The organism is Pedobacter cryoconitis (assembly GCF_014200605.1).
Lineage (GTDB): Bacteria > Bacteroidota > Bacteroidia > Sphingobacteriales > Sphingobacteriaceae > Pedobacter > Pedobacter cryoconitis_B.
The window spans coordinates 526,162-545,950 of sequence record NZ_JACHCE010000004.1 but is presented as its reverse complement, the minus strand read 5'-3'; the positions used below and the strand labels follow the sequence as shown (position 1 = coordinate 545,950).

The 19,789-nt window shown below is 34.9% G+C and carries 21 protein-coding genes; 13 read left to right on the top strand and 8 right to left on the bottom strand.

What is annotated here, in order from left to right; translation table 11 throughout:
* Positions 1 to 248 precede the first annotated feature (248 nt).
* The gene (locus tag HDE68_RS15640) at positions 249 to 527 is read left to right on the top strand and encodes a hypothetical protein (protein ID WP_183883145.1); all 279 of its coding nucleotides are present in this window, start codon (positions 249 to 251) and stop codon (positions 525 to 527) included.
* Positions 524 to 1,324 (top strand): hypothetical protein, encoded by an 801-nt coding sequence (locus tag HDE68_RS15635; protein ID WP_183883144.1) that lies wholly within the window; start codon positions 524 to 526, stop codon positions 1,322 to 1,324. Before HDE68_RS15640 ends, HDE68_RS15635 begins: the two co-directional genes overlap by 4 nt.
* A 207-nt stretch (positions 1,325 to 1,531) precedes the next feature.
* On the opposite strand, the gene HDE68_RS15630 is transcribed toward HDE68_RS15635, so the two are convergent.
* Complete coding sequence (locus HDE68_RS15630; RefSeq protein ID WP_317617704.1) at positions 1,532 to 1,906, bottom strand: HNH endonuclease domain-containing protein; 375 nt, start codon at positions 1,904 to 1,906, stop codon at positions 1,532 to 1,534.
* A gap of 193 nt (positions 1,907 to 2,099) precedes the next feature.
* On the opposite strand from HDE68_RS15630, the gene HDE68_RS15625 reads away from it, so the two are divergent.
* From HDE68_RS15625 to HDE68_RS15615, 3 genes are read left to right on the top strand one after another with little or no spacing between them, the layout of a single operon-like run.
* Positions 2,100 to 3,239: a helix-turn-helix domain-containing protein gene (locus HDE68_RS15625; protein WP_183883143.1), complete on the top strand. Its 1,140-nt coding sequence runs from the start codon at positions 2,100 to 2,102 to the stop codon at positions 3,237 to 3,239.
* Entirely contained in the window at positions 3,229 to 3,807 is a 579-nt protein-coding gene (locus tag HDE68_RS15620; RefSeq protein ID WP_183883142.1) for a hypothetical protein, read from the top strand. The genes HDE68_RS15625 and HDE68_RS15620 overlap by 11 nt, the downstream gene beginning before the upstream one ends.
* Before the next feature lie 3 nt (positions 3,808 to 3,810).
* The gene (locus HDE68_RS15615) at positions 3,811 to 4,485 is read left to right on the top strand and encodes a hypothetical protein (RefSeq protein ID WP_183883141.1); all 675 of its coding nucleotides are present in this window, start codon (positions 3,811 to 3,813) and stop codon (positions 4,483 to 4,485) included.
* A 132-nt stretch (positions 4,486 to 4,617) separates the two neighbouring features.
* On the opposite strand, the gene HDE68_RS15610 is transcribed toward HDE68_RS15615, so the two are convergent.
* Positions 4,618 to 5,793: a DNA-methyltransferase gene (locus HDE68_RS15610; protein WP_183883140.1), complete on the bottom strand. Its 1,176-nt coding sequence runs from the start codon at positions 5,791 to 5,793 to the stop codon at positions 4,618 to 4,620.
* Between the two features lie 94 nt (positions 5,794 to 5,887).
* On the opposite strand from HDE68_RS15610, the gene HDE68_RS15605 reads away from it, so the two are divergent.
* Together HDE68_RS15605 and HDE68_RS15600 are read left to right on the top strand one after the other, a co-directional pair.
* Positions 5,888 to 6,118, top strand: a complete 231-nt coding sequence (locus HDE68_RS15605; RefSeq protein ID WP_183883139.1) for a helix-turn-helix domain-containing protein — start codon at positions 5,888 to 5,890, stop codon at positions 6,116 to 6,118.
* The gene (locus HDE68_RS15600; RefSeq protein WP_183883138.1) at positions 6,102 to 6,707 is read left to right on the top strand and encodes a restriction endonuclease; all 606 of its coding nucleotides are present in this window, start codon (positions 6,102 to 6,104) and stop codon (positions 6,705 to 6,707) included. Before HDE68_RS15605 ends, HDE68_RS15600 begins: the two co-directional genes overlap by 17 nt.
* 456 nt (positions 6,708 to 7,163) lie before the next feature.
* Here the strand turns inward: HDE68_RS15600 and HDE68_RS15595 are convergent, their stop codons facing one another.
* From HDE68_RS15595 to HDE68_RS15580, 4 genes are all read right to left on the bottom strand, one after another.
* The gene (locus HDE68_RS15595) at positions 7,164 to 8,315 is read right to left on the bottom strand and encodes a DUF4238 domain-containing protein (protein WP_183883137.1); all 1,152 of its coding nucleotides are present in this window, start codon (positions 8,313 to 8,315) and stop codon (positions 7,164 to 7,166) included.
* Between the two features lie 129 nt (positions 8,316 to 8,444).
* A complete protein-coding gene (locus HDE68_RS15590; RefSeq protein WP_183883136.1) occupies positions 8,445 to 9,377 on the bottom strand; it encodes a hypothetical protein in 933 nt (310 codons plus the stop codon).
* A 42-nt stretch (positions 9,378 to 9,419) separates the two neighbouring features.
* Entirely contained in the window at positions 9,420 to 10,427 is a 1,008-nt protein-coding gene (locus HDE68_RS15585; RefSeq protein WP_183883135.1) for an HNH endonuclease, read from the bottom strand.
* A gap of 180 nt (positions 10,428 to 10,607) precedes the next feature.
* Complete coding sequence (locus tag HDE68_RS15580) at positions 10,608 to 10,934, bottom strand: hypothetical protein (protein ID WP_183883134.1); 327 nt, start codon at positions 10,932 to 10,934, stop codon at positions 10,608 to 10,610.
* Between the two features lie 427 nt (positions 10,935 to 11,361).
* Between HDE68_RS15580 and HDE68_RS15575 the strand changes: the two genes are divergently transcribed.
* From HDE68_RS15575 to HDE68_RS15550, 6 genes are all read left to right on the top strand, one after another.
* Positions 11,362 to 11,832, top strand: coding sequence for a hypothetical protein (locus HDE68_RS15575; protein ID WP_183883133.1), 471 nt, complete (start codon positions 11,362 to 11,364; stop codon positions 11,830 to 11,832).
* A gap of 72 nt (positions 11,833 to 11,904) precedes the next feature.
* Positions 11,905 to 12,501 carry a TlpA family protein disulfide reductase gene (locus HDE68_RS15570; protein ID WP_183883132.1) on the top strand — a complete coding sequence of 199 codons (597 nt, stop codon included), beginning with the start codon at positions 11,905 to 11,907 and terminating at the stop codon, positions 12,499 to 12,501.
* A gap of 1 nt (position 12,502) precedes the next feature.
* Positions 12,503 to 12,802: a hypothetical protein gene (locus HDE68_RS15565; protein WP_183883131.1), complete on the top strand. Its 300-nt coding sequence runs from the start codon at positions 12,503 to 12,505 to the stop codon at positions 12,800 to 12,802.
* 266 nt (positions 12,803 to 13,068) lie between these two features.
* Positions 13,069 to 16,101, top strand: coding sequence for a SusC/RagA family TonB-linked outer membrane protein (locus HDE68_RS15560; RefSeq protein ID WP_183883130.1), 3,033 nt, complete (start codon positions 13,069 to 13,071; stop codon positions 16,099 to 16,101).
* Between the two features lie 10 nt (positions 16,102 to 16,111).
* A complete protein-coding gene (locus tag HDE68_RS15555) occupies positions 16,112 to 17,482 on the top strand; it encodes a RagB/SusD family nutrient uptake outer membrane protein (RefSeq protein WP_183883129.1) in 1,371 nt (456 codons plus the stop codon).
* Between the two features lie 22 nt (positions 17,483 to 17,504).
* Positions 17,505 to 18,863 carry a TlpA family protein disulfide reductase gene (locus HDE68_RS15550; RefSeq protein WP_183883128.1) on the top strand — a complete coding sequence of 453 codons (1,359 nt, stop codon included), beginning with the start codon at positions 17,505 to 17,507 and terminating at the stop codon, positions 18,861 to 18,863.
* Between the two features lie 74 nt (positions 18,864 to 18,937).
* Here HDE68_RS15550 and HDE68_RS15545 read toward each other — a convergent pair whose 3' ends face one another.
* Both HDE68_RS15545 and HDE68_RS15540 read right to left on the bottom strand, forming a co-directional pair.
* Positions 18,938 to 19,210 carry a hypothetical protein gene (locus tag HDE68_RS15545; protein ID WP_183883127.1) on the bottom strand — a complete coding sequence of 91 codons (273 nt, stop codon included), beginning with the start codon at positions 19,208 to 19,210 and terminating at the stop codon, positions 18,938 to 18,940.
* A gap of 29 nt (positions 19,211 to 19,239) precedes the next feature.
* Positions 19,240 to 19,698, bottom strand: coding sequence for a MauE/DoxX family redox-associated membrane protein (locus HDE68_RS15540; RefSeq protein ID WP_183883126.1), 459 nt, complete (start codon positions 19,696 to 19,698; stop codon positions 19,240 to 19,242).
* Between the last annotated feature and the right edge of the window lie 91 nt (positions 19,699 to 19,789).

Below are 19,789 nucleotides of genomic sequence, written 5' to 3'. Positions count from 1 at the left end.
TCTGGCTTTCACTGATTACTGACTTTTTCATCTTCCTGTTTTAAAGTTACGAATTTTCGCCTTTTATACAGTCCGATTTTCTGGGAGGGTTACAAAACCTTTCCTTCCTAATCCAGATGCAGCGATACCAAAGCCTTTATATATATACGGGCTGGCCTCATCTATAGTGTAATTTAATCGTGCAAAATCATCATTAAATTATATTATTGCAATAATTTATTACATTTAACTAATATAAACGGAAAAGAATGTTACAGTCTGAAAATAAACAGGTGAAATATAAGTCTAATAAGATATTAGATCCTGTTTTTATTTTATGGTTTATTGCTATAGTGATTAGCGCAGCTTATAATAAACTTTTAGGTGTCTGGTTAGCAGCAATTTTTATACCTGTAGTCTTTGGTGTTGCGATTTATCGTGCCAATAAGTTAAAAAAAAATAAAGATGTTCTTCTGTATACAGTTTTCATGATAGGAACTTTGATTTTACTATTAACACTTATCCTGACTAAAAGTATTAAACTATGAGAACCTGGCATATTAAATCACATAATATTATGCTTTCGGCAGATGGGGCTAATACAAATTCTCTACAGTTCAACGGTATATGGATTAAGTTTATAGAAGAGGGGCGAACTATTAGTACCCAGGTACATCAATGTCGTTTCATAGATACTGTTACCGCAGATGGACAACAAGGTAGAACGCGGGCAGGTGAGATAATTAGGACTGATAAGAAGATAACTGAGTTTCTTGGTAAATTAAATGTATCTAACGGATATACCAAACATGAAAATTTGATGAATTTGGGACGTGTGCAAGGTCTTTTCCCGCAAGCCGTCAGTAATTTTAACAATTTAATATATAATATCAGATCATACAATAAAGCTCACTTTGCAGAACGCAAAAATTATTATGATGATCGTAAAAATGTTGGGCGAAAATATTTAGACATATCCTTCACTTTAGGGTCTACAGGGCCGCTTCTGGGGTCCACTTTTGCATCTGCTACTGCATCATTAAAATTTTTTTCTGTAGCTGGGGCTATTTCTGATAGTGCTGGAATATTTACTGATGTTTCCTTTAGCAATCTATACGAGAACCTTGTCAAAGAATCAGCCAAGTATCCAGGAATAATCGTTGATTTTGACAAAGAAGATGATAGTCTTAGGGATAATTTGGGGCATATTGTTCGTGCATTCAGTCGTAATATCGTTAATAAACACACAGAAACAATACCAGATGAAAACATTTTCCAGACTATGATTCATACTGTATCTGGTTATTTAGACGGTTATGTAAAGCGTGCTAAAAGTTTACAATAGGTCATTTAATTATTAATTGCACTAAATTTTTTTATTTAAAATGTTCACGAGAGTGAAATAATGCATTAACTTTTCTGTGGCTGGATCTCAAGTTACAGGGTTGAATTTTGTTATCATTATACGACTTTTGGAAAGTTGCTGCAATATAACAAACCAAGGCAGCCACGCTTAAGCGTGAACTCAACAGTTTTTCCTTTTACAAAATAATTAAGATATATAAATATATTCAAAACCATTATTTGCAGCGATAGTAATCAAAGGATAAATATTATCCTTAAATCTGTTTTTAAGATCTTCTTTGCTCAGGCTATTCAGTAGTGACAGATCAGGTAGAATTGTTAGGTAGTCTTGAAGTAATTTGTTTTTAGGAGAATAACTAAAAACATTTTTCATCGCTAATTCTTGCAGCTCGAAATAATTATCAAAGTATTTGTCGAAAATAGGGAGCTTGTCTGATTTGCTACAGTTGAAGCTCTTATCTGCGGGAATAAGATTCCAGATCAAATCATGAGATACAAATGCAAAAGGTACAAAGTGATCAACTGCGTATTCGTTAACATGAAGCAAGTTCTGTGTATATATACATTTTACCGGACCAGTTTTTTCAATGACAATATCCTGTAACCCTCCCTTTTTTCGAGCTGATTTAGGAGGGGAGAGGTCAAGTTACAATATATTTTGAAAGTTGTCTTTACTTACGGAATTCCGTAAAAATATCATTCCTTTATTTATTAATTTCGAATAACATCTTATTAAAATGTAACTTGAACTTACAATGTCATTCGACTTAATAGTATTTGGAAAAAAGCTGCTAAGATGTAGAGATAATCTACATCTTAGTCAAACGGAAGTTTCTGTTAAAATTGGGATATCAATACCCAGGTTAAAAAAACTTGAAGAGGGCCTAGAAATGCCTAGTGGTGACGAAGTTCTCATATTTGCAGACTTTTACAAGCAAGATTACCAGTTTTTTATTACAAATGATATTAAATCAGCAATCGACAAAGTACAAATTTTATATAGAAAACATGGAGCAGAATTTTCTAAACAAGATCGCTGGATAATTCAAGAATTTCTTTATTTATGTGAGTGTGAGCAACAGGTATTTGAATTAACTAAATTTAGTGAGTTAAAATTTGATTTTACCCCCAAGGGCGATTATTATAAAATGCATGGCATCCATGCGGCTTTGGAGTTAAGGCGAATGCTTAATTTAAAGCCAGACGATCTAATCATTGATATTTATGGACTTTTCAGGAAGCTGGGCATACATATTTTTAGAAGGAAACTACAAAACTCATCTATTTCCGGTCTGTTTATAAATCACCCTAGAGCGGGCAAATGCATTCTAGTAAATTACGATGAAGATATTTACAGACAAAATTTTACTGTGGCACATGAGGTTGGGCACGCAATATTCGACTTTAAAGAGGATATAAATATATCTTTTAATAATTGGGATAAGCATGATTTACGTGAAATTAGAGCTAATACTTTTGCATCTAATTTTCTCATTCCAAAAGAAATCATGTCTAAGAGGGTTGGTATTCAATGGAACAAGCACGTAGTCATTAATTTGGCTAAACAATTAAAAATTAACATTCAACCGCTAATCATATCGTTAATGCAGGAAAAACTTATAGATGAGTCAACTTATTATGAGTTGAAAAGTATCAAAATACCTATGATCGATAAAGTTGATCCTGAATTACAAAATCTTTCTGATAAAAGATACGAATCCAAATCAAAGTTATTAGAGAAAGGATTATCACAATTTTATGTGCAGGCGTGTTATAGGGCGTATTCTGATGGCTTAATATCATCACAGCGATTAGCAGAGATGTTTCTTGAGGATGAAGGTGGGTTACGAAGTCTACTTTCTCAATATAATTTTTATTTGTCTTATGAACATTGATATAACTAATTGTAATAAGGTTAATATGATAGATAGTTGCTCATTATGGAATATCTTGTCATCACTTGTAGTCTATTCAGTATTGTTAGAAAATAAATTTTCTTTTTCAATTACTGGATTTGTAGAATATGAATGTTTATACAAACCGCGGACGATTCATAACAAAATGGATGCAGAATTACAAACAAAATTAAAAAGTGAAATTGACAAAGGAAATGTTACATGTTATAATTTAACTATTGAAGATTTACAGGATGATTTCGTTTTAAAGAATAGAAATACAATTGGTATTGGAGAGCTTTCATCAATTGCATTTGCTAAAAAAGTTTCAATATCTTTTTTAACTGATGATCAAAAGGCACGTAGGATAGCTATGGATATACTTGGTAAAGAACAGGTCCAAACGACTTCATTGATTTTAGGTTGGCTTTTCTATACTAGTTTATTGTCAGAGGGGGATATCGATGCGATTATAAAATCGCATAATGAGTACTTTAGGCCCCTTGAAAAATATTTTAGAGAAGTTCATAATGAAGCATTAAGGCTTAAGTATTTCTTGAAAACATAAATTATGGATTTAAAACAAATAATAGCTGTTTACACGAGCGAACGTTATAAATATTATAAACCCACAACGCCAGAAAACATAGTTATTCAAAAGTGGTTAGTTTTTGACAGTCATGATGATTATTTTGATAAATATCTTGGTTTTTATAAAAAACTGTCTGATTTTACTGAATTAATTGTTCATGCTGTTGATGGAACTTTCGAAGTATCAAACAATGGCATAAGTCATTTCATTAAACATAATCATCAGAAACGTTATACAAAGGATGGACATCAAATTGGCGTTTCTCCAGACGCTTTAAAAAAAGTTAGAAATAATCTACTAAAAAAAACAGATTATCTTAAAGAGGTTAATTCATTCGACGAAATTTTTGCAATTGTTTCTAGTGCAAAAGAAATTGGATTTGGACAACTAGCAATATATGATACAACTGTTAGAATTGGTGCTTATTTAAATATAGAACCTAATAAGGTTTTTTTACATGCTGGTGCTCAAATTGGCATGAGATATTTAGAACAAAAGGGGTATGTAAAACCAGGTATATCGGAATCACTATTTGTGGACATACAACATGTCCCTTTGGAATTACAAGAGGTTAGACCAATTGTTATCGAACATTTTTTATGTTCGCAGAAGGATAAATTAGAATCATTTCTGCAAAATAAACTTTTAAAATAACATAGTATTCTCCCTTATATACAGAGCTTTTAAAATGGAGGGTGTAAAATAAACTGTGTTTCTAATTTAACAATTAACTAGTTGACACAGTTTGTTTTACATCCTCACAGTTTATTAGATATTGCCGTTTTGTTAGGTATGGCATAAAAAGGAGTCATCTGTCCACAATCCTTTTTTTATTCTTTCATTTTTAATTTTTTCAGGAAATAAACTATTGTACTTCTCTCTGACTTTTTCAAGATGTACTTGATCATCAATTTTGTTCTCAAGTCTATCGATTATAATATCTGTCGGTCCTAATTCTATTCCCAACCATTTACGTTTTTTGATTTCAGCAATACTATAGGTCGTTCCTGATCCACCAAAAGGATCAAAGACTAAATCACCCTCTTCAGTTGACATTTCTATAATTCTGTCCATTAATTTTATTGATAACTCATTTGCATCGACTCTTTTTTTATACTTTGAATGTCTTACTGGTGGAATATCATACCAGACATCACCCATATTAATGCCTTTAGGGTTCATTTTGCTTTTATAGCCTCCGTAATCTTTTAGTTCTTTGTAGCAATGAGGACAGGTTTCCATAGCCATTCTATCAGGTTTAAAAGAATTAGGTTTTTCTCCTTTTACAAAGTATAGTAATGAATAATGCGATGGGTATAGTTTTCCGGAAATTGGGAGCGAAAACTTCATGTCTACGGATATCCAATTTCTAAAAGTTAATCGATGACTTAGATATTCTGAAAAGTATACATTCCACTTAGGTAGATTCCAAATATATAGACTTCCTCCAGGTTTTAAGATACGAATGCATTCATCTATCCAACTCTCAGTCCATTTAATATAGTCCTGCTTGGAAATATTATCATCCATCATCGAAGGATATAATTTATTTAAATTAAATGGAGGATCAGCAAATACTAGATCAACTGTTGAATCTTCAATTGTATTCATAAGACTTATACAGTCGCCTTGATACAGTTTTCCTAGCTCTGTTTCATAAGTTATTTTATGATTTTTCTTTTTAATGTTTTGTTGGATACCTAGTAGTTTACTTATTTCATATCCTTTTTGACTAAGTAGAGCCTTGAGAGATTGTGAATATATACCCATTTCAATCATTATTTGATAGGGATTTAGATTATGTATTTCGCCAATTTTATCTAATTCTTTAGTTGAAGGAATTAGATGGTTATCGTTATAATAGTTTAAGGCTTTTGTTGAAGAGTCGATTTGTTTTGCTAGTTCGTCGATTTTTTTCTTGTCTTTTCTATCAATGTCAAGTATTGCGTATAAGCTCTTCATCTTAAGTATGTTTTTGTGTGGAGCAAATATATAATTTTTATTGCAGACTATAGTCCGTTGTGGTGTTAGTTAAATATCTTCAAATTGCCCTTCTATGTTAGAAAATTTTTTTGGACAGGTACTAAAAAAGCTTAGGGAAGAAAGAGGAATCTCTCAAGAAAATTTAGGACATAATAGTGGTCTTGACAGAACTTATATATCGTTACTGGAGAGAGGATTAAGGGTTCCTACAATTGTTACGCTCTTTAAACTTGCAAAAGTACTAGACAAAAAACCTTCTGAAATTATTTCACTATTAGAAAATCTTAATGAAAATAGCGACTGAATTATTCTTAATTAAGGAAGGTGTTTTTAGTCATTCAGCTGAATTCTTGATTGTAATGAATGAGGTTAATGAGGCGATAAAGTGCGTATCTTGGAATGAAAAAGATAAGTTCTGTATTAATCCAGTGCAGAAAGGTAACGGTGTTGTCCCAATTAAGAATAATTTTATAAAATATTTAAAAGATAAAGGCTGGAAGACAGAAACGAGAATGACTCTAGCATTGGGAATGAATCCTGGGCCTATTGATGCAATCAAAGAAACATCATTTGGTATCTTTGCAGTAGAATGGGAAACGGGAAATATATCTTCATCCCATCGAGCTTTAAATAAAATTGGCGTTGGAATTCTCCAAAAGGAGATAATTGGAGGACTTCTTATTTTGCCTACTAAGAAATTTAGCAAATTTTTAACCGATAGAGTGGGAAATTACGAAGAAATATCACCTTATTTCATCCTTTATCAGAGTATAAATATCATAGATGGAGTTATTGGTGTAATTGCAGTTGAGTATGATGATCTAGATAAAGAGGCTCCCTTAATTCCTAAAGGTAAAGATGGAAATGCAAAGAAGGGTATGCTTTTATTCTAAGCTATTTTTGAGGTTAATGAAAGTTGTTAAACAAATTTCATTAAAAAATAATTTGGGTCAAGAAGTAGGGCCTTTGATTTGCTACATCAGTTTCTGATTTTAAAAAACTATTGACTATTAATCATATTTAAATTGCTATTAATGACTCTTGATAAACAACTATTTTTGACTAAATACAACATAAAAGAAGTTGATTGACCAGCTCATTGCTGAATGGATCGTAAATACCAGCATCAGACTATTCAGCGAATCTGAATCAAGTTATTTAAACTACTACTTAAACAAAAAAGAATTCAGCAATGCAATGGACCTTCGGAACAAATACCTACACGGTTCAAACAACCGCACTCCTGAACTCCAAAAAATGGACTATCTATATTTTTTAAGAACACTTATCATAATACTTTTAAAACTGAAGGGTGACATGGAAGTTAAAGCCGTTCAATCAAAAATGATCTAATACACTTCGAAGCCAGGTTGTGGATACCACATATGAACCCCATCATTCCTAGATAAAACATCTTTAATGATTGAAAAAGCATTCGTTGCCTGATATACGTGCTGTCGAGCGTTCAAATATTGATAGAGGTTATGGGTTCTTATCTCTTTGGATGTAATTAGGTTAAAGCCATCCAGAACATGCTTTTTATGATCAAAATAGTCTTGATCCCACATGGAAATCGCCAAGTTTCCGGCAATAGGAAAAATGATCTGAGCCCCACGCATCGTCAAATCTCCCAATGCAGCTTCTACGCCCAATCTGTTGATAACCACCAATGGATTGTCACTGGTAAAAAGATTACTTTCGGTTGAAGCCAGTATTGCCCAAGATTTGTTTAAAAGCCTGTCTTGCATGGTTTTCACGATTTTAGCGTCAGTGTAGATAAATGAGTGAAGCACAGCTCCATAACGTTCATCGTGTTTGAACTTGAGGTCCCTTGACGGCTCAAGCTCAGGATTTTCATTTATGAGAAAGGCCTTGATAATTTCCAGTGTTTTATCCTTAGACTTCTGATAAGAATTATAATGCATTTCACGGACCCAGGGAAGCCTCAGATATTGAATGCCAACATAGGCAGCAAAATGATCCTTATCCACGTTAGATGAAAAAGCAGGGGTAGGATTTTTATGTGTGAGCCATTCTTGTACACGTCGCTTTATATCTATCAGTATTCGGTTATATTCGGACTCTATATTTTTCGCAAAATACTCGGTCTCGTAATAATTCTCATCGATAGGATCATTAGTCTCTTTGTTGTGGTATTTCTTGTCTATCCGGTAAAGATTGTCTGCGTAACCAATTTTTTCAATGGCTTTACAATAAGCTTTACTGATCTGCTTATCATAAACATAAAGCGTTTTGTCATTACCACTAAAACCTCGCAAATAACAAACGGGAATAAAGTGTTGTTTAACGTGATTTTTTCCAACCATCGGATTTGAAATAAACGCCGCCAGAATTACATGCGGCTTTTCAAAAATACAGAAAAATACTCTTTCCTTTCCTTTTTCTTCAGCATGTACCACTTGTTGAGCTTCCTTGAATATAAAAGGCGGATACCCGAACATTTCGATAAAAATGATTGGCGAAAAAACTGTGTTGATCATATTTAGAAGATTGTTTAGCTTTTACAAGCTCTAATTATCTCAAAAAACAAACGATAGGATAAATATTATTATACTATTCTCCTCATTCGTATAACCTTTTCTGCCTTAATTAATATATTATTTTCGACGTCAATGCTCACTTAGCTCATGATCTGTTAATTCTTTTGGCTTAAAATCAATAGCCGTAATTTGTTCAGATTCCAGCCAGTTGAAGATTTCTTTAGCAGTACCATCTAATTTAGCCTCTAATTCTCTCCTAGTTTGAATATCTAGCCCAAGTTTATCTAGATCAAGCTTCATTTCCTTTATTAGATCAAATTGTTGCTTGGTTCGCTGTAACTTGGCTAGCTTGTATTCTTGTTTCCAGTGAATGACTTTATTTATAATATCTATCAATTGTTGGAAAATATTTCCAATGCCTAAGAAATCGAAATGACCTGGGGAGGCATAATGCATTTGTAGGATCTGTAAGTTACTGAAATCTCCAAGGTTATAAGCATTGCCAAGTAATGAATTATATTGCGCGTTATCATACGTCAATTTATATTTTCCCATGATATACAATTCTAGAAATCGACTATAAATCACACTAAATCTGAACAAAAAATTGTGAACATTATGCATGTCCCATTCTCCATCGATATATATTCGAAGAACCTCTGTTTGTGCAGCATTTACGCTTTCAAAAATATTATCTTGTTCGAGGTTCTCTAGGTTATCCCAATCTCTGAAACCATTTTCAGGAATAAACTCACTTTGAACACTAACAATAGATTTCACCCTCTCTTTAAATAACTGTTTTTCTTGTTCATTAAGATTTGCTGCCTTGTACAAATCTGAAAAGTCCCAATGTAGTCTAAATGTATCGTTGGTGTCGTGCGATATTTTTCTTACAGCTGCTAAGATCTGGTCTGTTTCATTTGTATCAAAAGACGCAATGATTCTACTATATACTGATTTTCTATCACCTGTTCTGGCAAGCATAGCTTTGATGATATCTATAAAATTATCAATTAGCTTATCTAAATTCGGTCGATTTAGATCTATTTTTGTGTCGGACATAACTGTTATAATGAATTAATGCAAATTAAATTTTAAGAAATTTTACTGCCATTTAAAGCTCGTCCATCTTACTCCTAATTCCTTATTACTAGGTGATTTATCTTTTTTCACCAACAATTTCTTCCCTTGTATATACTCATATTCAGGTAATGCTCGATCATGAACATAAATTATCAGTGTTTTTGGCTCAATTGCCAATAAGTTCAAGTCAAAAAGAGTATGAATATCAGATCTTAAAAGCAGACCATTGGCTGCATGATTATCTTTAACTCCTTTATAAGGCTTTATATGCGCAGCTTCCAGTATGTCAAGAATTGTACAGCCAGTTACCATGCAAATTTTGCCATATCGCTCTATTAAAGAATCTCGGAATTTTTTTTGTCCTCTTCTCGCTTTGATTTGTCTAGAAACAGATTGCCTTTCATCTTCGTTATTGCTATTATATCCACCATCTTCAGGATATTCATTCTCATCATTTCCTTCTTCAGGAGAGAGGAGTAGAGTATCTGTCCTACCAAATAAAATTGATGTTATTTCTGGGAATAAATCTAATGCAGCTTGATTAAGGCTTTGCATAGATAATTGGCGATTCAGTTTGTAGTAGTAAGGTATTAGATCTAAAGGCGTTATATTTACAGAGTTATATGGTATGTAATTGCCTTTATATTCGGCTGTATATTTGGTAATCTCCTTATCTATCTCTTTTGGGATGTCAAACAAGTGACCATTACTACATTTGTAAGCTGGTTTTAGTTTTTTTCTGGCACTGATGGTAGATTTAGTACACCCACTTTCTGGACACGACCTCATTGTCTTCACATCCAATGTGGTACTGATATTTCTTATTTTTGCAAAACCAATTATTTTCTTCTTGTCTATAATAACAATTAAATCATTTGGTTTAATCTGTTTATGATTAGGCACATAGTTGTCGTAATTATAACTCTCATCAACCTTATCCTTATAACTGCCTATTGCCAGATTAGATCGATCTTTATCCTCTATGGATTTTAATACCCATAATTTTCTTTCATTATTTATTTGTTGCATTTGAGAACGTTTTAAAATTAATAGGCCAGCTAAGAGGTTTTTAGATGATAGTGAAATCTAGGCTTAATTCCAGAGGAGGTAAATGAGGTGACTAAAATTTAAATGATTGATTTTTATGTAGGTATATTGAGTTGTGAGATATTAGGTAGATTATAGTAGGAATAACTTAATCTCAAAAGTCTATTTCTTCAATTTTTCTTTTTCAATATTTGCATTTACCTTAACCGCTTCTTCATGCAAGATCTCATGAGTAATTATTTCCATTAGGATTTTTGGATCAACACCAAGCACATAAGAAATTCTATGTATTTCTGATACAGTAAATTCGCCTGGATTAATAAGTTTAGAAGAATACCGTCCTTGATTAATACCTGCATAACTAGCAATTTTCGTAGAGCTAGAGTCTTTCAAATCACGCATTTTCTTTACTCCTCCGCTTTCGATCAAAGATTTTATCTGCAATAATTTCAATTCTATTTCTCTTTTAGGCAGGTCCTTCATTGTCATAAAAGCTCATTTTTTACTAAAATGGGGACTAAATAAGTAGGCAGGTCCAAATACTTACCATGTGTAAATTAAAAATTACCATATGTAATTATTTGTGCTTACATTTGTGTTAAGATAATTTATAGCTATGTAAATCAAAAATTCTCAATATTAAACCTGATGTAGATTATGTATTTAAAATAGTCTCTCGTACGAAAACTGCTAAATGACCACGAGAAGACCAGTGAAAATGCCCTTTCCAAAAATTTAGTATATTTGCGTATACAAAAATTAGTAGGGAAGGGCTTCACTTAAGTCTTTTGTGGTCAATTAAGTCTATGACTTATGGGTTCTTAGCAGTACCTCGTGCAAAAGATGTGAAGTCTTTCCCTACTGATTTTTCATCCTTTTGAGACTCATTTAAATTTTTAACCAATTAAAAATGAGTATGAAAAAGCCAAACAAACCCATCTCTCAAAAAGAGCAAGAATCGATTGATTCTATCAATGCTAAACACACTTACAATCAGGTATGTGTATTCCATGAAACCATTCTGCGGATACTTGGAAACAGTGATCTCTCAGGCTTAAAAGCAACTGAATTAAAAGGTATTGAACATTTTGCTCTTACAATAGTTCGCTTGCTTGATTCGCTGAAAATATCAGACTGTGTAAAAAAACAGTACCAGGCACAGATGACTAATAACATTGCTGAAGTCCGGAAGATAACCCCAAAAAAAGGAAATGATTTTCAGACAACAAAGAGCCTTTATACTCTCCTTAACTGGATAAATTTCACAAATTATCGAACGAGGCTAACTATTGAAATGATTCTTGATGATTATTACTATCACTTTCCAATTTCCCAGACTAGTATAACCATGCAAGGCCATTTCCTCCAGCAAACGGCATCTCAATAATTCTCTTTTTACCAATTTATCCATGATACTCGCATAAACAATTCTACGGTATCATCATTTCAACTTAACAACATGAAAAAAACGATCTCAATAATCGCCATGGCCACGCTTTGCCTATTTTTCAGCGTACCATCCCAAGCTCAATCTGTAACCTCTACATTTAAACCTGTCAAAATAGGAGGTAGAATCCCTGATATAACATTAACAAACGTCTGCAATTATGAAACTACGAAAACCAATCTTTCTGATTTTAAAGCTAAACTGATTATTCTTGATTTTTGGGCAACCTCGTGTACATCTTGCCTCGCTAATTCTTCAAAAACAGAAGAGCTGCAAAAGAAATATGGAGGAGAGGTTCAGTTTATTAAAGTGACCCGTCAGCCAAGAGCAGCAGTATTACCTTTTCTGGAAGAACTCTATAAAACGCATCCATCAGCTATTCCAGTAGTTACCGATGATTCAGCATTGCACCAATTATTCCCACATATCAATCTGCCGCATTATGTATGGCTGGATCAAACTGGTAAAGTCGTAGCAACGACAACTGCCAAACAACTCACCGCAGAAAATATCGACCAGTTTTTAAGCAATGATAACATTGGAAATATGCACATGAAAGTGGATATGAATAATTCTAAATCTTTGACCAGCGTACTAAAAAAACAGTAAAATGAAAGATTACATCAGAACATTAAATTATCAGCCTCATAAGCTCCCCAAGGAATATATTACTAACCCGAACAGAGGTCTTAACACCTTTTTCAGTCTTCATCCATTAACAGAAGTTAGGCAGAAGCTTCACTTGTTACTTCGGGCATGGTTACGCCAGGTTAATGTATATGCGGAACCTTCTGATATTTCGTCCATGTTGCTTTTCCAGGAGCAGCTTATTGAATTCATGGAAGTATCCTACGTAAAAGGAGTGAAGGATGGTTATTCGCCAAAACCAGTGAACCATCCAAAAAATTAAAATCTACAAAGCGGGCGGCCTAATGAACGGAGGTTTTGGTAGTGCCACCTTGCTTTGTTTAACCAGTAAAAACTATTCCCAATACCAGCCTCTGATCAGAGCTAACACCAATACCGTCACCTCATCTTGATACCAAGATATCAGTACATCAATAAAACTAACCAATAAAACCAATAGGTCAAAAACCGTATGAAACACGTATAAAACTATCACTGACAACTTGATACCTGCTTAAAATCAATGCAGGATTCACAAAACCAATTCACATGAAAAAAACGACCTCAATCATCGCCATGGCCGCGCTTTGGCTAAAATTCAGGAATCCTTACCAGATCAGAACCTTTCTTTTGCTGGTAATAACCTTGCTCAGCTTACCCGAATACAACCTGTTCGCACAGACAAGCGGACAGCTCATTACTGGAACCATAACCGACAGCTACGGTAAACCATTACCCGGAGCAACTATAAGAATAACCAATACGAATACCTCCACCTTAACAGATAAGGAAGGGCATTTCACCATTAAAACAACCACCCAATCCGGTACCTTAACCATAACTTTCATCTCTTTCAATACCCGCAAAATCCCATTTAATCCTTCCATCAAATACCCCTTAAAAATCATTCTGGAAACCAATGAATCTACCTTAAACGAAGTTCAGGTAATTGGTTACGGTCAAACTACCAGAAGACTGAATACCGGAAGCATATCTGCCATTACTGCTGTACAAATTGAAAAGCAACCAGTAGCAAATATCCTGTCTGCTTTATCTGGTAGGATGCCTGGTGTATTTGTGCAAACTACAAATGGCTTGCCGGGAGGTAATATCAATGTCCAGATTAGGGGAAAAGGATCTATTGCTGCGGGCACAAATCCTTTATACATTATTGATGGTGTACCTATGGATGCAAACGCTGCCGGATTAAGTGCAAGCATTGGTGCATCAAATATTGCTGGTGTCACCAGTCCTTTAAACAGTTTAAACCCTGCTGATATTGAAAACATCACGGTTTTAAAAGATGCAGATGCAACGGCAATCTATGGGAGCAGGGCAACTAATGGTGTCGTTTTAATTACCACTAAAAAGGGTAAAGCAGGTAAAACACAAGTTGAACTCAACGTATCAAAAGGAATTAATCAGGTTGCTAATTATCCGCGGTTACTTAACCTGGAGCAATATTTACAGATCAGAAGAGAAGCTTTTGCTAACGACGGCCAGATCCCTTCCAACGATCCTGATTCTCCAAATTATGCACCAGATTTAACGGTATGGAGCCAAACAGAATCTACCGATTGGGCAAAACACTTTCTGGGCAATACCGGGCAGATGACCAATATGCAGTTAAGCATATCGGGTGGTGATGAAAGTACTAACTTCAACTTTGGAGGTAATTACCGTACAGAGGGAACTATTTTACCAGGAAACAGCAATTATAAACGTGGCGGTTTGCGGGGGACATTTCAGCATACCTCAAAGGATAAAAAGTTTTATTTCCAGTTTGCCAATTCCCTTAATCTGGATGATAACCAGTTGTATAACCCAAGCCTGAGTTTCGCTGCTGGTTTATTACTCCCGCCAAATTATCCTGTCTACGAGTCTCCGGGAGTATTTAACTGGTATGCAGGTACAAATCCCACTTCCGAAATCAGTGCACGTTCAAAGACAAGGACAGACAATACCATTAGTAATGTCTTAATGAGGTATACGGTTTCGTCCGGTTTAGCATTCAGGATCAGCGCCGGTTACAATAAAAATAACCTGAACCAGATACAGCTTTATCCTGCCAGTTCTCTTTACCCAGGCACAGATAACTACTCAATTTTTGGAACAAACAGCAACCGCTCCATAATTTTTGAACCTCAGGTTGATTATCTAAAAGCTTTCAAAAACAGCAGCATTTCACTGTTAATGGGCGGTACTTATCAGAATAAAGTGACCGAAGGGCAAATGCTTAATGGCTCAGCATTTAGCAACGAAGGTTTGATGGAAAATATATCTTCGGCAGGTACTATTACCGGGCGGACAAATACTTACACACAGTATAAATATGTTTCTGTATTTGGCCGGGTTAATTACGTATGGAAGGATAGATATGTAGTAAATGCGACCATCAGAAGAGATGGATCTTCAAGATTTGCAGAAGGCAATCAGTTTGGTAATTTCGGTTCTTTAGGTGCTGCATGGCTATTTGCCGATGAACCATGGATTAAAAACAGGCTTAGCTTTTTAAGTTATGGTAAGTTAAGGAGCAGTTATGGGTTGACAGGAAATGATCAGATTACAGATTATCAGTATCTGTCTGCTTATGGCAATGCCATCAGCCCATATCAGGGCGTAAATGGTCTTATGCCTTCCCGAATTTCAAATGCAAACTTTCATTGGGAAACTACCCGGAAGCTGGAATTTGCTGTAGAACTAGGCTTCCTCAACAACAGGATTTTGCTGAATGTGAATCATTACCGCAATAGCAGTGATGACCAGTTGGTTAATTACGCGATTCCGCGGATGACTGGTTTTGCAAGCTACCAGGCCAATTTACCGGCTGTAATTAGAAATACGGGTTGGGAGGTAGAGCTGAACACAAAAAATATAGAAGGGAGAAAGTTTAGCTGGTCAAGCTCTTTTAATATTACAATGCCAAAAACGCTGTTAAAGAGTTTCGAAGGATTTGAAACCTCAAGCTATGCACAGATTTTGCAGTTAGGTTATGATATTTCTAGGGTTTACGGAACGAACCTAACTGTTGATCCGGCAACCGGGAAAGCGGTATATGGGACTGCTCCGGGGTCTGCTGATGTCTTTGACTATTTCACCATAGGGAAGCAGACACCTGATTTTTATGGTGGTTTAGGGAATACTTTCCAGTATGGAAACTGGAGTCTGGATCTGTTTTTCCAGTTTGCAAAGCAAATGGGGCGGGGTGGGTTAAGCAGTATAGGGCAGCCAGCTAATAATTATGCTGTAATCCTGAATCGCTGGCAAAATGCGGGAAACATCACAGATATCCCTCGTGCATCCAATACCTACGATTCTAAATTTCAATATAGCCAGGCTAATTATTTCAATACTTCCTATCTGAGGCTCAAAAACGTAGGGCTCTCTTATAGTTTCCCTAAAGCCCTTTTGGATCATATCAATCTGCAGCAATTAAGAATTTATGCTCAGGGGCAAAACCTATGGACCTATTGGGATAAGAACGCAGCTATTCTTGATCCGGAATCCGGTGCTTTTAATAACGTTCAGAATAATATCCCACCGATAAAATCTTTTGTAATTGGTCTGCAATTAACCCTTTAAATACATAATAATGAGAAATATAAAAATGGCATTAATGCTCTTCTTGCCAATAATTCTGGTTTATGGCTGTAAGAAATTGATTATGGTCGAATCACCAAAAAATCAATTGACTACTGATAAAGTATTTGCCGATTCTACTTCGGCATCTGCTGCACTGTCAAGTATATACACAAATTTCGAAAAGCAATTTGACCCTAATTACAGTACATATGTTAGCTTATACACAGATGATATAGGTTATATCGGTACTGATATAGCCAATAAGGAATATTACGCGGGCAGGCTGAACGCTACCAATACAACCAATGAAAATACCTGGGCACTTTTATACAATATCATTTATCAGTGTAATGATGTCATAACGCAATTACAAAATAATAACGCTTTATCTAAGACACTGATTATTCAGCTAAGAAGTGAAGCCAAATTCTTAAGAGCATTTGCTTTTTACTATCTGGTAAACTTATATGGTGATGTTCCTTTGTTATTGCAGACTGATGTTGCTGTCACAGCAAAGGCTCCAAGGGCTGCTCAGAGCCTGGTCTATAGCCAAATGATCAATGACCTGCTGGATGCGAAAAACGGTCTCTCACCTTCTTACATAGGATCTGGTAAAGTACGTGCTAATCAATTGGCTGTATCTGCATTATTGGCCCGAATATACCTTTATCAAAAGAATTGGATTTTAGCAGAGAAGGAGGCTGGTCTGGTAATTGAATCTAATCAGTTTACCCCTTTACAAGCGCCTGCTAATGTTTTCAACGCAAATAGTAAAGAAGCCATTTTACAGCTCTGGAACCAGAATGGTTTTATAAGCAACAGTGGTAATATTCCATCTCCTTCGGCTACAGGTATACCACAATATATCATAACTCCAGAGCTATATAATGCTTTCGAGACAGGTGATTTGCGTAGAACCAGTTGGATAGGTACAAAAAACGTAATTACAGGTGGAGCTGGCAAAAGCTACTACTATGGAGCTAAGTATAAAAACAAAACAGCAAATACGAGTAGTCCTGAATATTTAACGGTACTAAGAGTTGCAGAGCAGTTTTTAATCCGGGCAGAAGCCCGTGCAATGGCGGGTAATATCCACGGTGCAGTTGAGGATATTAATATAATCAGGCAAAGAGCTGCATTAGGCCCATTACCCACTTCTTTAAGTACAGATGCTTGTTTAATGGCAATAATCAAAGAGAGAAGGGTAGAGCTTTTTACTGAAAATGGTCATCGTTTTTTTGATTTGAAACGTAATGATCTGCTCAACACTGTGATGGGAAATTATAAATCTGGCTGGCAAAACGGGGTCAGTTCGTTATTCCCGATACCAAAAAGTGAAATAACCAATAACCGTAATCTGATTCAGAATCCGGGATACTAAATCTTAATTCTTAAAATACAAAATGATGAGTAATAAATTATTTAAAATAATAACAATCAGCGTTTTAGCTATAGCTGGTTTTGGGACAGGTTTAATCCAGACAGTTAACGGGCAGGAAATTGGTGATAAGCTGCCGGATTTAAAAATCAAAGGGCCTTTCATTATGGGCAATGAAAAATCTACTGTCGCCGATTTATATCAAAAGGGTGGGCTAATTATCAATTTTTGGGCAACCTGGTGTTCTCCTTGTCTAAAGGAACAAAAGCGACTTGATTCTTTAACACAGATTTATCCTGATTTGTCTGTTCTATCAGTCACTTATGAGGATATTTCAGGGGTTAAAGCACATTTTGCCAGGGCTGGGTTACCTAAATCCAAATCGATGATCATTACTACCAATGATACTATTTTTCATAATGCGTTTAAGCACCGGGCAATACCGCATAATATATGGATAGATAAGGCAGGTATAATTAAAGCTTCCACTGGTGGTGATGAGATTAATGAAAAGAATATAAAGGAGTTTTTAAAGGGTAATACCAGTAAACTACATATAAAAAAAGATCGGCTTGACTTTAGTTTCACAAAGACTTACCATGTCCCGGATAGTATGATTTTGTTTCGTAGTTATATCACTGGTTATAATGAAGAAATAACCAGCGGAGTGAATTTCGGCCCGGATGAGAATGGGGAGTTTAAGCGTTTATTTGCATGGAACAGGCCAATTATTCAATTTTTCTGGTTGGCATTTACTAAACAGAAAAATTCCAGAATGAACTGGAAACTGATTGAGCTCGATTCTTCTGATTCTATTAGATTTATTCAAACATACTTTAATAGACCTTTATTTGAAAGATCAAAATACACTAATGGTGATGATCTCGTAACAAGGGAACGGAAATGGGATTATGATAATCTTTATTGTTATGAATTAATATTGCCTAAAAATATTCCAGCCAGCAAATCTTCTGAATATATGCTTCCTGATCTGGAGAAGTTTTTTAATATAAAGGCTTCCACCAGGAAGAAGAAGATGATGACCAATGTAGTTTCTCTGGACAAATCAAAACTATCAAAACTGCCTGTGGCAAAAGGGGAAAAACCATTCATCGATAAATTTTATGATAGCCTGATTGTCAAAAGTACATCAATAGATGATATATTAGATTGTTTGATGGAAAGGTTCACTGACGATACACCTTATGTAAATAAAACAGGTTATAATGGTTTGCTTAGCTTCGAAATTAAGAGTGAAAAAGGTAAATTAACATTAGAGGAAGTTTGGGCTAAACTAAACGGGTTCGGAATCAAAAAAGTTGAAAAGAAGCATTTATATGAAATTTTAGTGCTAAAGGATCTAAGTCATCCTAATAAAATATAATCATTTTTATCAACCTCAGCAGTGATTACTGCTGAGGTTTTTATCAGTCATAACTGATAGTTTTGATAAGATAATTAATCTGTCATAAAGAGAATAGCTTTAGGCGCTCCCGTACCAGATGAACGAGTACCAGTTGCACATTGATTCACTTTACCACTACAACCATAGTAATCTTGTGCTTCCTTAACCGTTTTATTGTCCAGTGTTCCAGAATGAAGTGGTCCTGAGCCACTCCAATCATACCTTGGCTCATATGCCTTTGGACTACTTGCAATTTTTGTAGCGAATGCTCCGCTTATGCCTGCCACTAAAGCAATGGCTAACATGGTGTTTTTTAGTATGAACATGATTTTAAAATTTAAGGTGAAAAATTCTGTTAGTTATAATCTATTCTTACAGCTGAATTGAATATTCCAGGTTTGGGTTTGTAAATAATTGGCAGAGTTGAAATGATCATAAATACGGCATTAAAAACCAGATGTGTTTTCCAGCCCATTTGTGAAATGATCCCCCCACATGTACAGGGTAATTTCTCACCAGATAAAAGCATAATGGTAATGTAGATTTCAAATATGAAGAGCAATAGGAAAGATGCATAGCATCCTTTTACCCTAAGGTTGTTCTTACATAACATCCAGACAATAACTAATTCCACAATCGGTAGTACAATTCCAAGAGAAGAAGCTAAATAAGGAATCATTGGTACATTCACCAGCTTCATCTGAAATACAAACTTATTATAGTCTAAAATCTTAGAAACAGCTGTATACCCGAATAGCATAATAAGCAATGAAGATGCTATTAAGGATAGGCTACTAACTTTGAACGTTTTCATATCTGACTTGTATTTGGCTATACTAAAGTCGGATGATTCCTCAACTTAAATGGTAAGAATTATTACTATCGGAGGGAAGAAATGTTACCGT

Bases quoted from the DNA above. Each gene is read 5' to 3' on its own strand.
- HDE68_RS15640 (WP_183883145.1), top strand. From the start codon at position 249: ATGTTACAGTCTGAAAATAAACAGGTGAAATATAAGTCTAATAAGATA.
- HDE68_RS15595 (WP_183883137.1), bottom strand. From the start codon at position 8,315: ATGATCAACACAGTTTTTTCGCCAATCATTTTTATCGAAATGTTCGGG.
- HDE68_RS15610 (WP_183883140.1), bottom strand. From the start codon at position 5,793: ATGAAGAGCTTATACGCAATACTTGACATTGATAGAAAAGACAAGAAA.
- HDE68_RS15620 (WP_183883142.1), top strand. From the start codon at position 3,229: ATGAACATTGATATAACTAATTGTAATAAGGTTAATATGATAGATAGT.
- HDE68_RS15585 (WP_183883135.1), bottom strand. From the start codon at position 10,427: ATGCAACAAATAAATAATGAAAGAAAATTATGGGTATTAAAATCCATA.
- HDE68_RS15555 (WP_183883129.1), top strand. From the start codon at position 16,112: ATGAGAAATATAAAAATGGCATTAATGCTCTTCTTGCCAATAATTCTG.
- HDE68_RS15580 (WP_183883134.1), bottom strand. From the start codon at position 10,934: ATGACAATGAAGGACCTGCCTAAAAGAGAAATAGAATTGAAATTATTG.
- HDE68_RS15600 (WP_183883138.1), top strand. From the start codon at position 6,102: ATGAAAATAGCGACTGAATTATTCTTAATTAAGGAAGGTGTTTTTAGT.
- HDE68_RS15605 (WP_183883139.1), top strand. From the start codon at position 5,888: ATGTTAGAAAATTTTTTTGGACAGGTACTAAAAAAGCTTAGGGAAGAA.
- HDE68_RS15560 (WP_183883130.1), top strand. From the start codon at position 13,069: ATGAAAAAAACGACCTCAATCATCGCCATGGCCGCGCTTTGGCTAAAA.
- HDE68_RS15570 (WP_183883132.1), top strand. From the start codon at position 11,905: ATGAAAAAAACGATCTCAATAATCGCCATGGCCACGCTTTGCCTATTT.
- HDE68_RS15550 (WP_183883128.1), top strand. From the start codon at position 17,505: ATGATGAGTAATAAATTATTTAAAATAATAACAATCAGCGTTTTAGCT.
- HDE68_RS15625 (WP_183883143.1), top strand. From the start codon at position 2,100: ATGTCATTCGACTTAATAGTATTTGGAAAAAAGCTGCTAAGATGTAGA.
- HDE68_RS15615 (WP_183883141.1), top strand. From the start codon at position 3,811: ATGGATTTAAAACAAATAATAGCTGTTTACACGAGCGAACGTTATAAA.
- HDE68_RS15575 (WP_183883133.1), top strand. From the start codon at position 11,362: ATGAAAAAGCCAAACAAACCCATCTCTCAAAAAGAGCAAGAATCGATT.
- HDE68_RS15540 (WP_183883126.1), bottom strand. From the start codon at position 19,698: ATGAAAACGTTCAAAGTTAGTAGCCTATCCTTAATAGCATCTTCATTG.
- HDE68_RS15565 (WP_183883131.1), top strand. From the start codon at position 12,503: ATGAAAGATTACATCAGAACATTAAATTATCAGCCTCATAAGCTCCCC.
- HDE68_RS15545 (WP_183883127.1), bottom strand. From the start codon at position 19,210: ATGTTCATACTAAAAAACACCATGTTAGCCATTGCTTTAGTGGCAGGC.
- HDE68_RS15635 (WP_183883144.1), top strand. From the start codon at position 524: ATGAGAACCTGGCATATTAAATCACATAATATTATGCTTTCGGCAGAT.
- HDE68_RS15590 (WP_183883136.1), bottom strand. From the start codon at position 9,377: ATGTCCGACACAAAAATAGATCTAAATCGACCGAATTTAGATAAGCTA.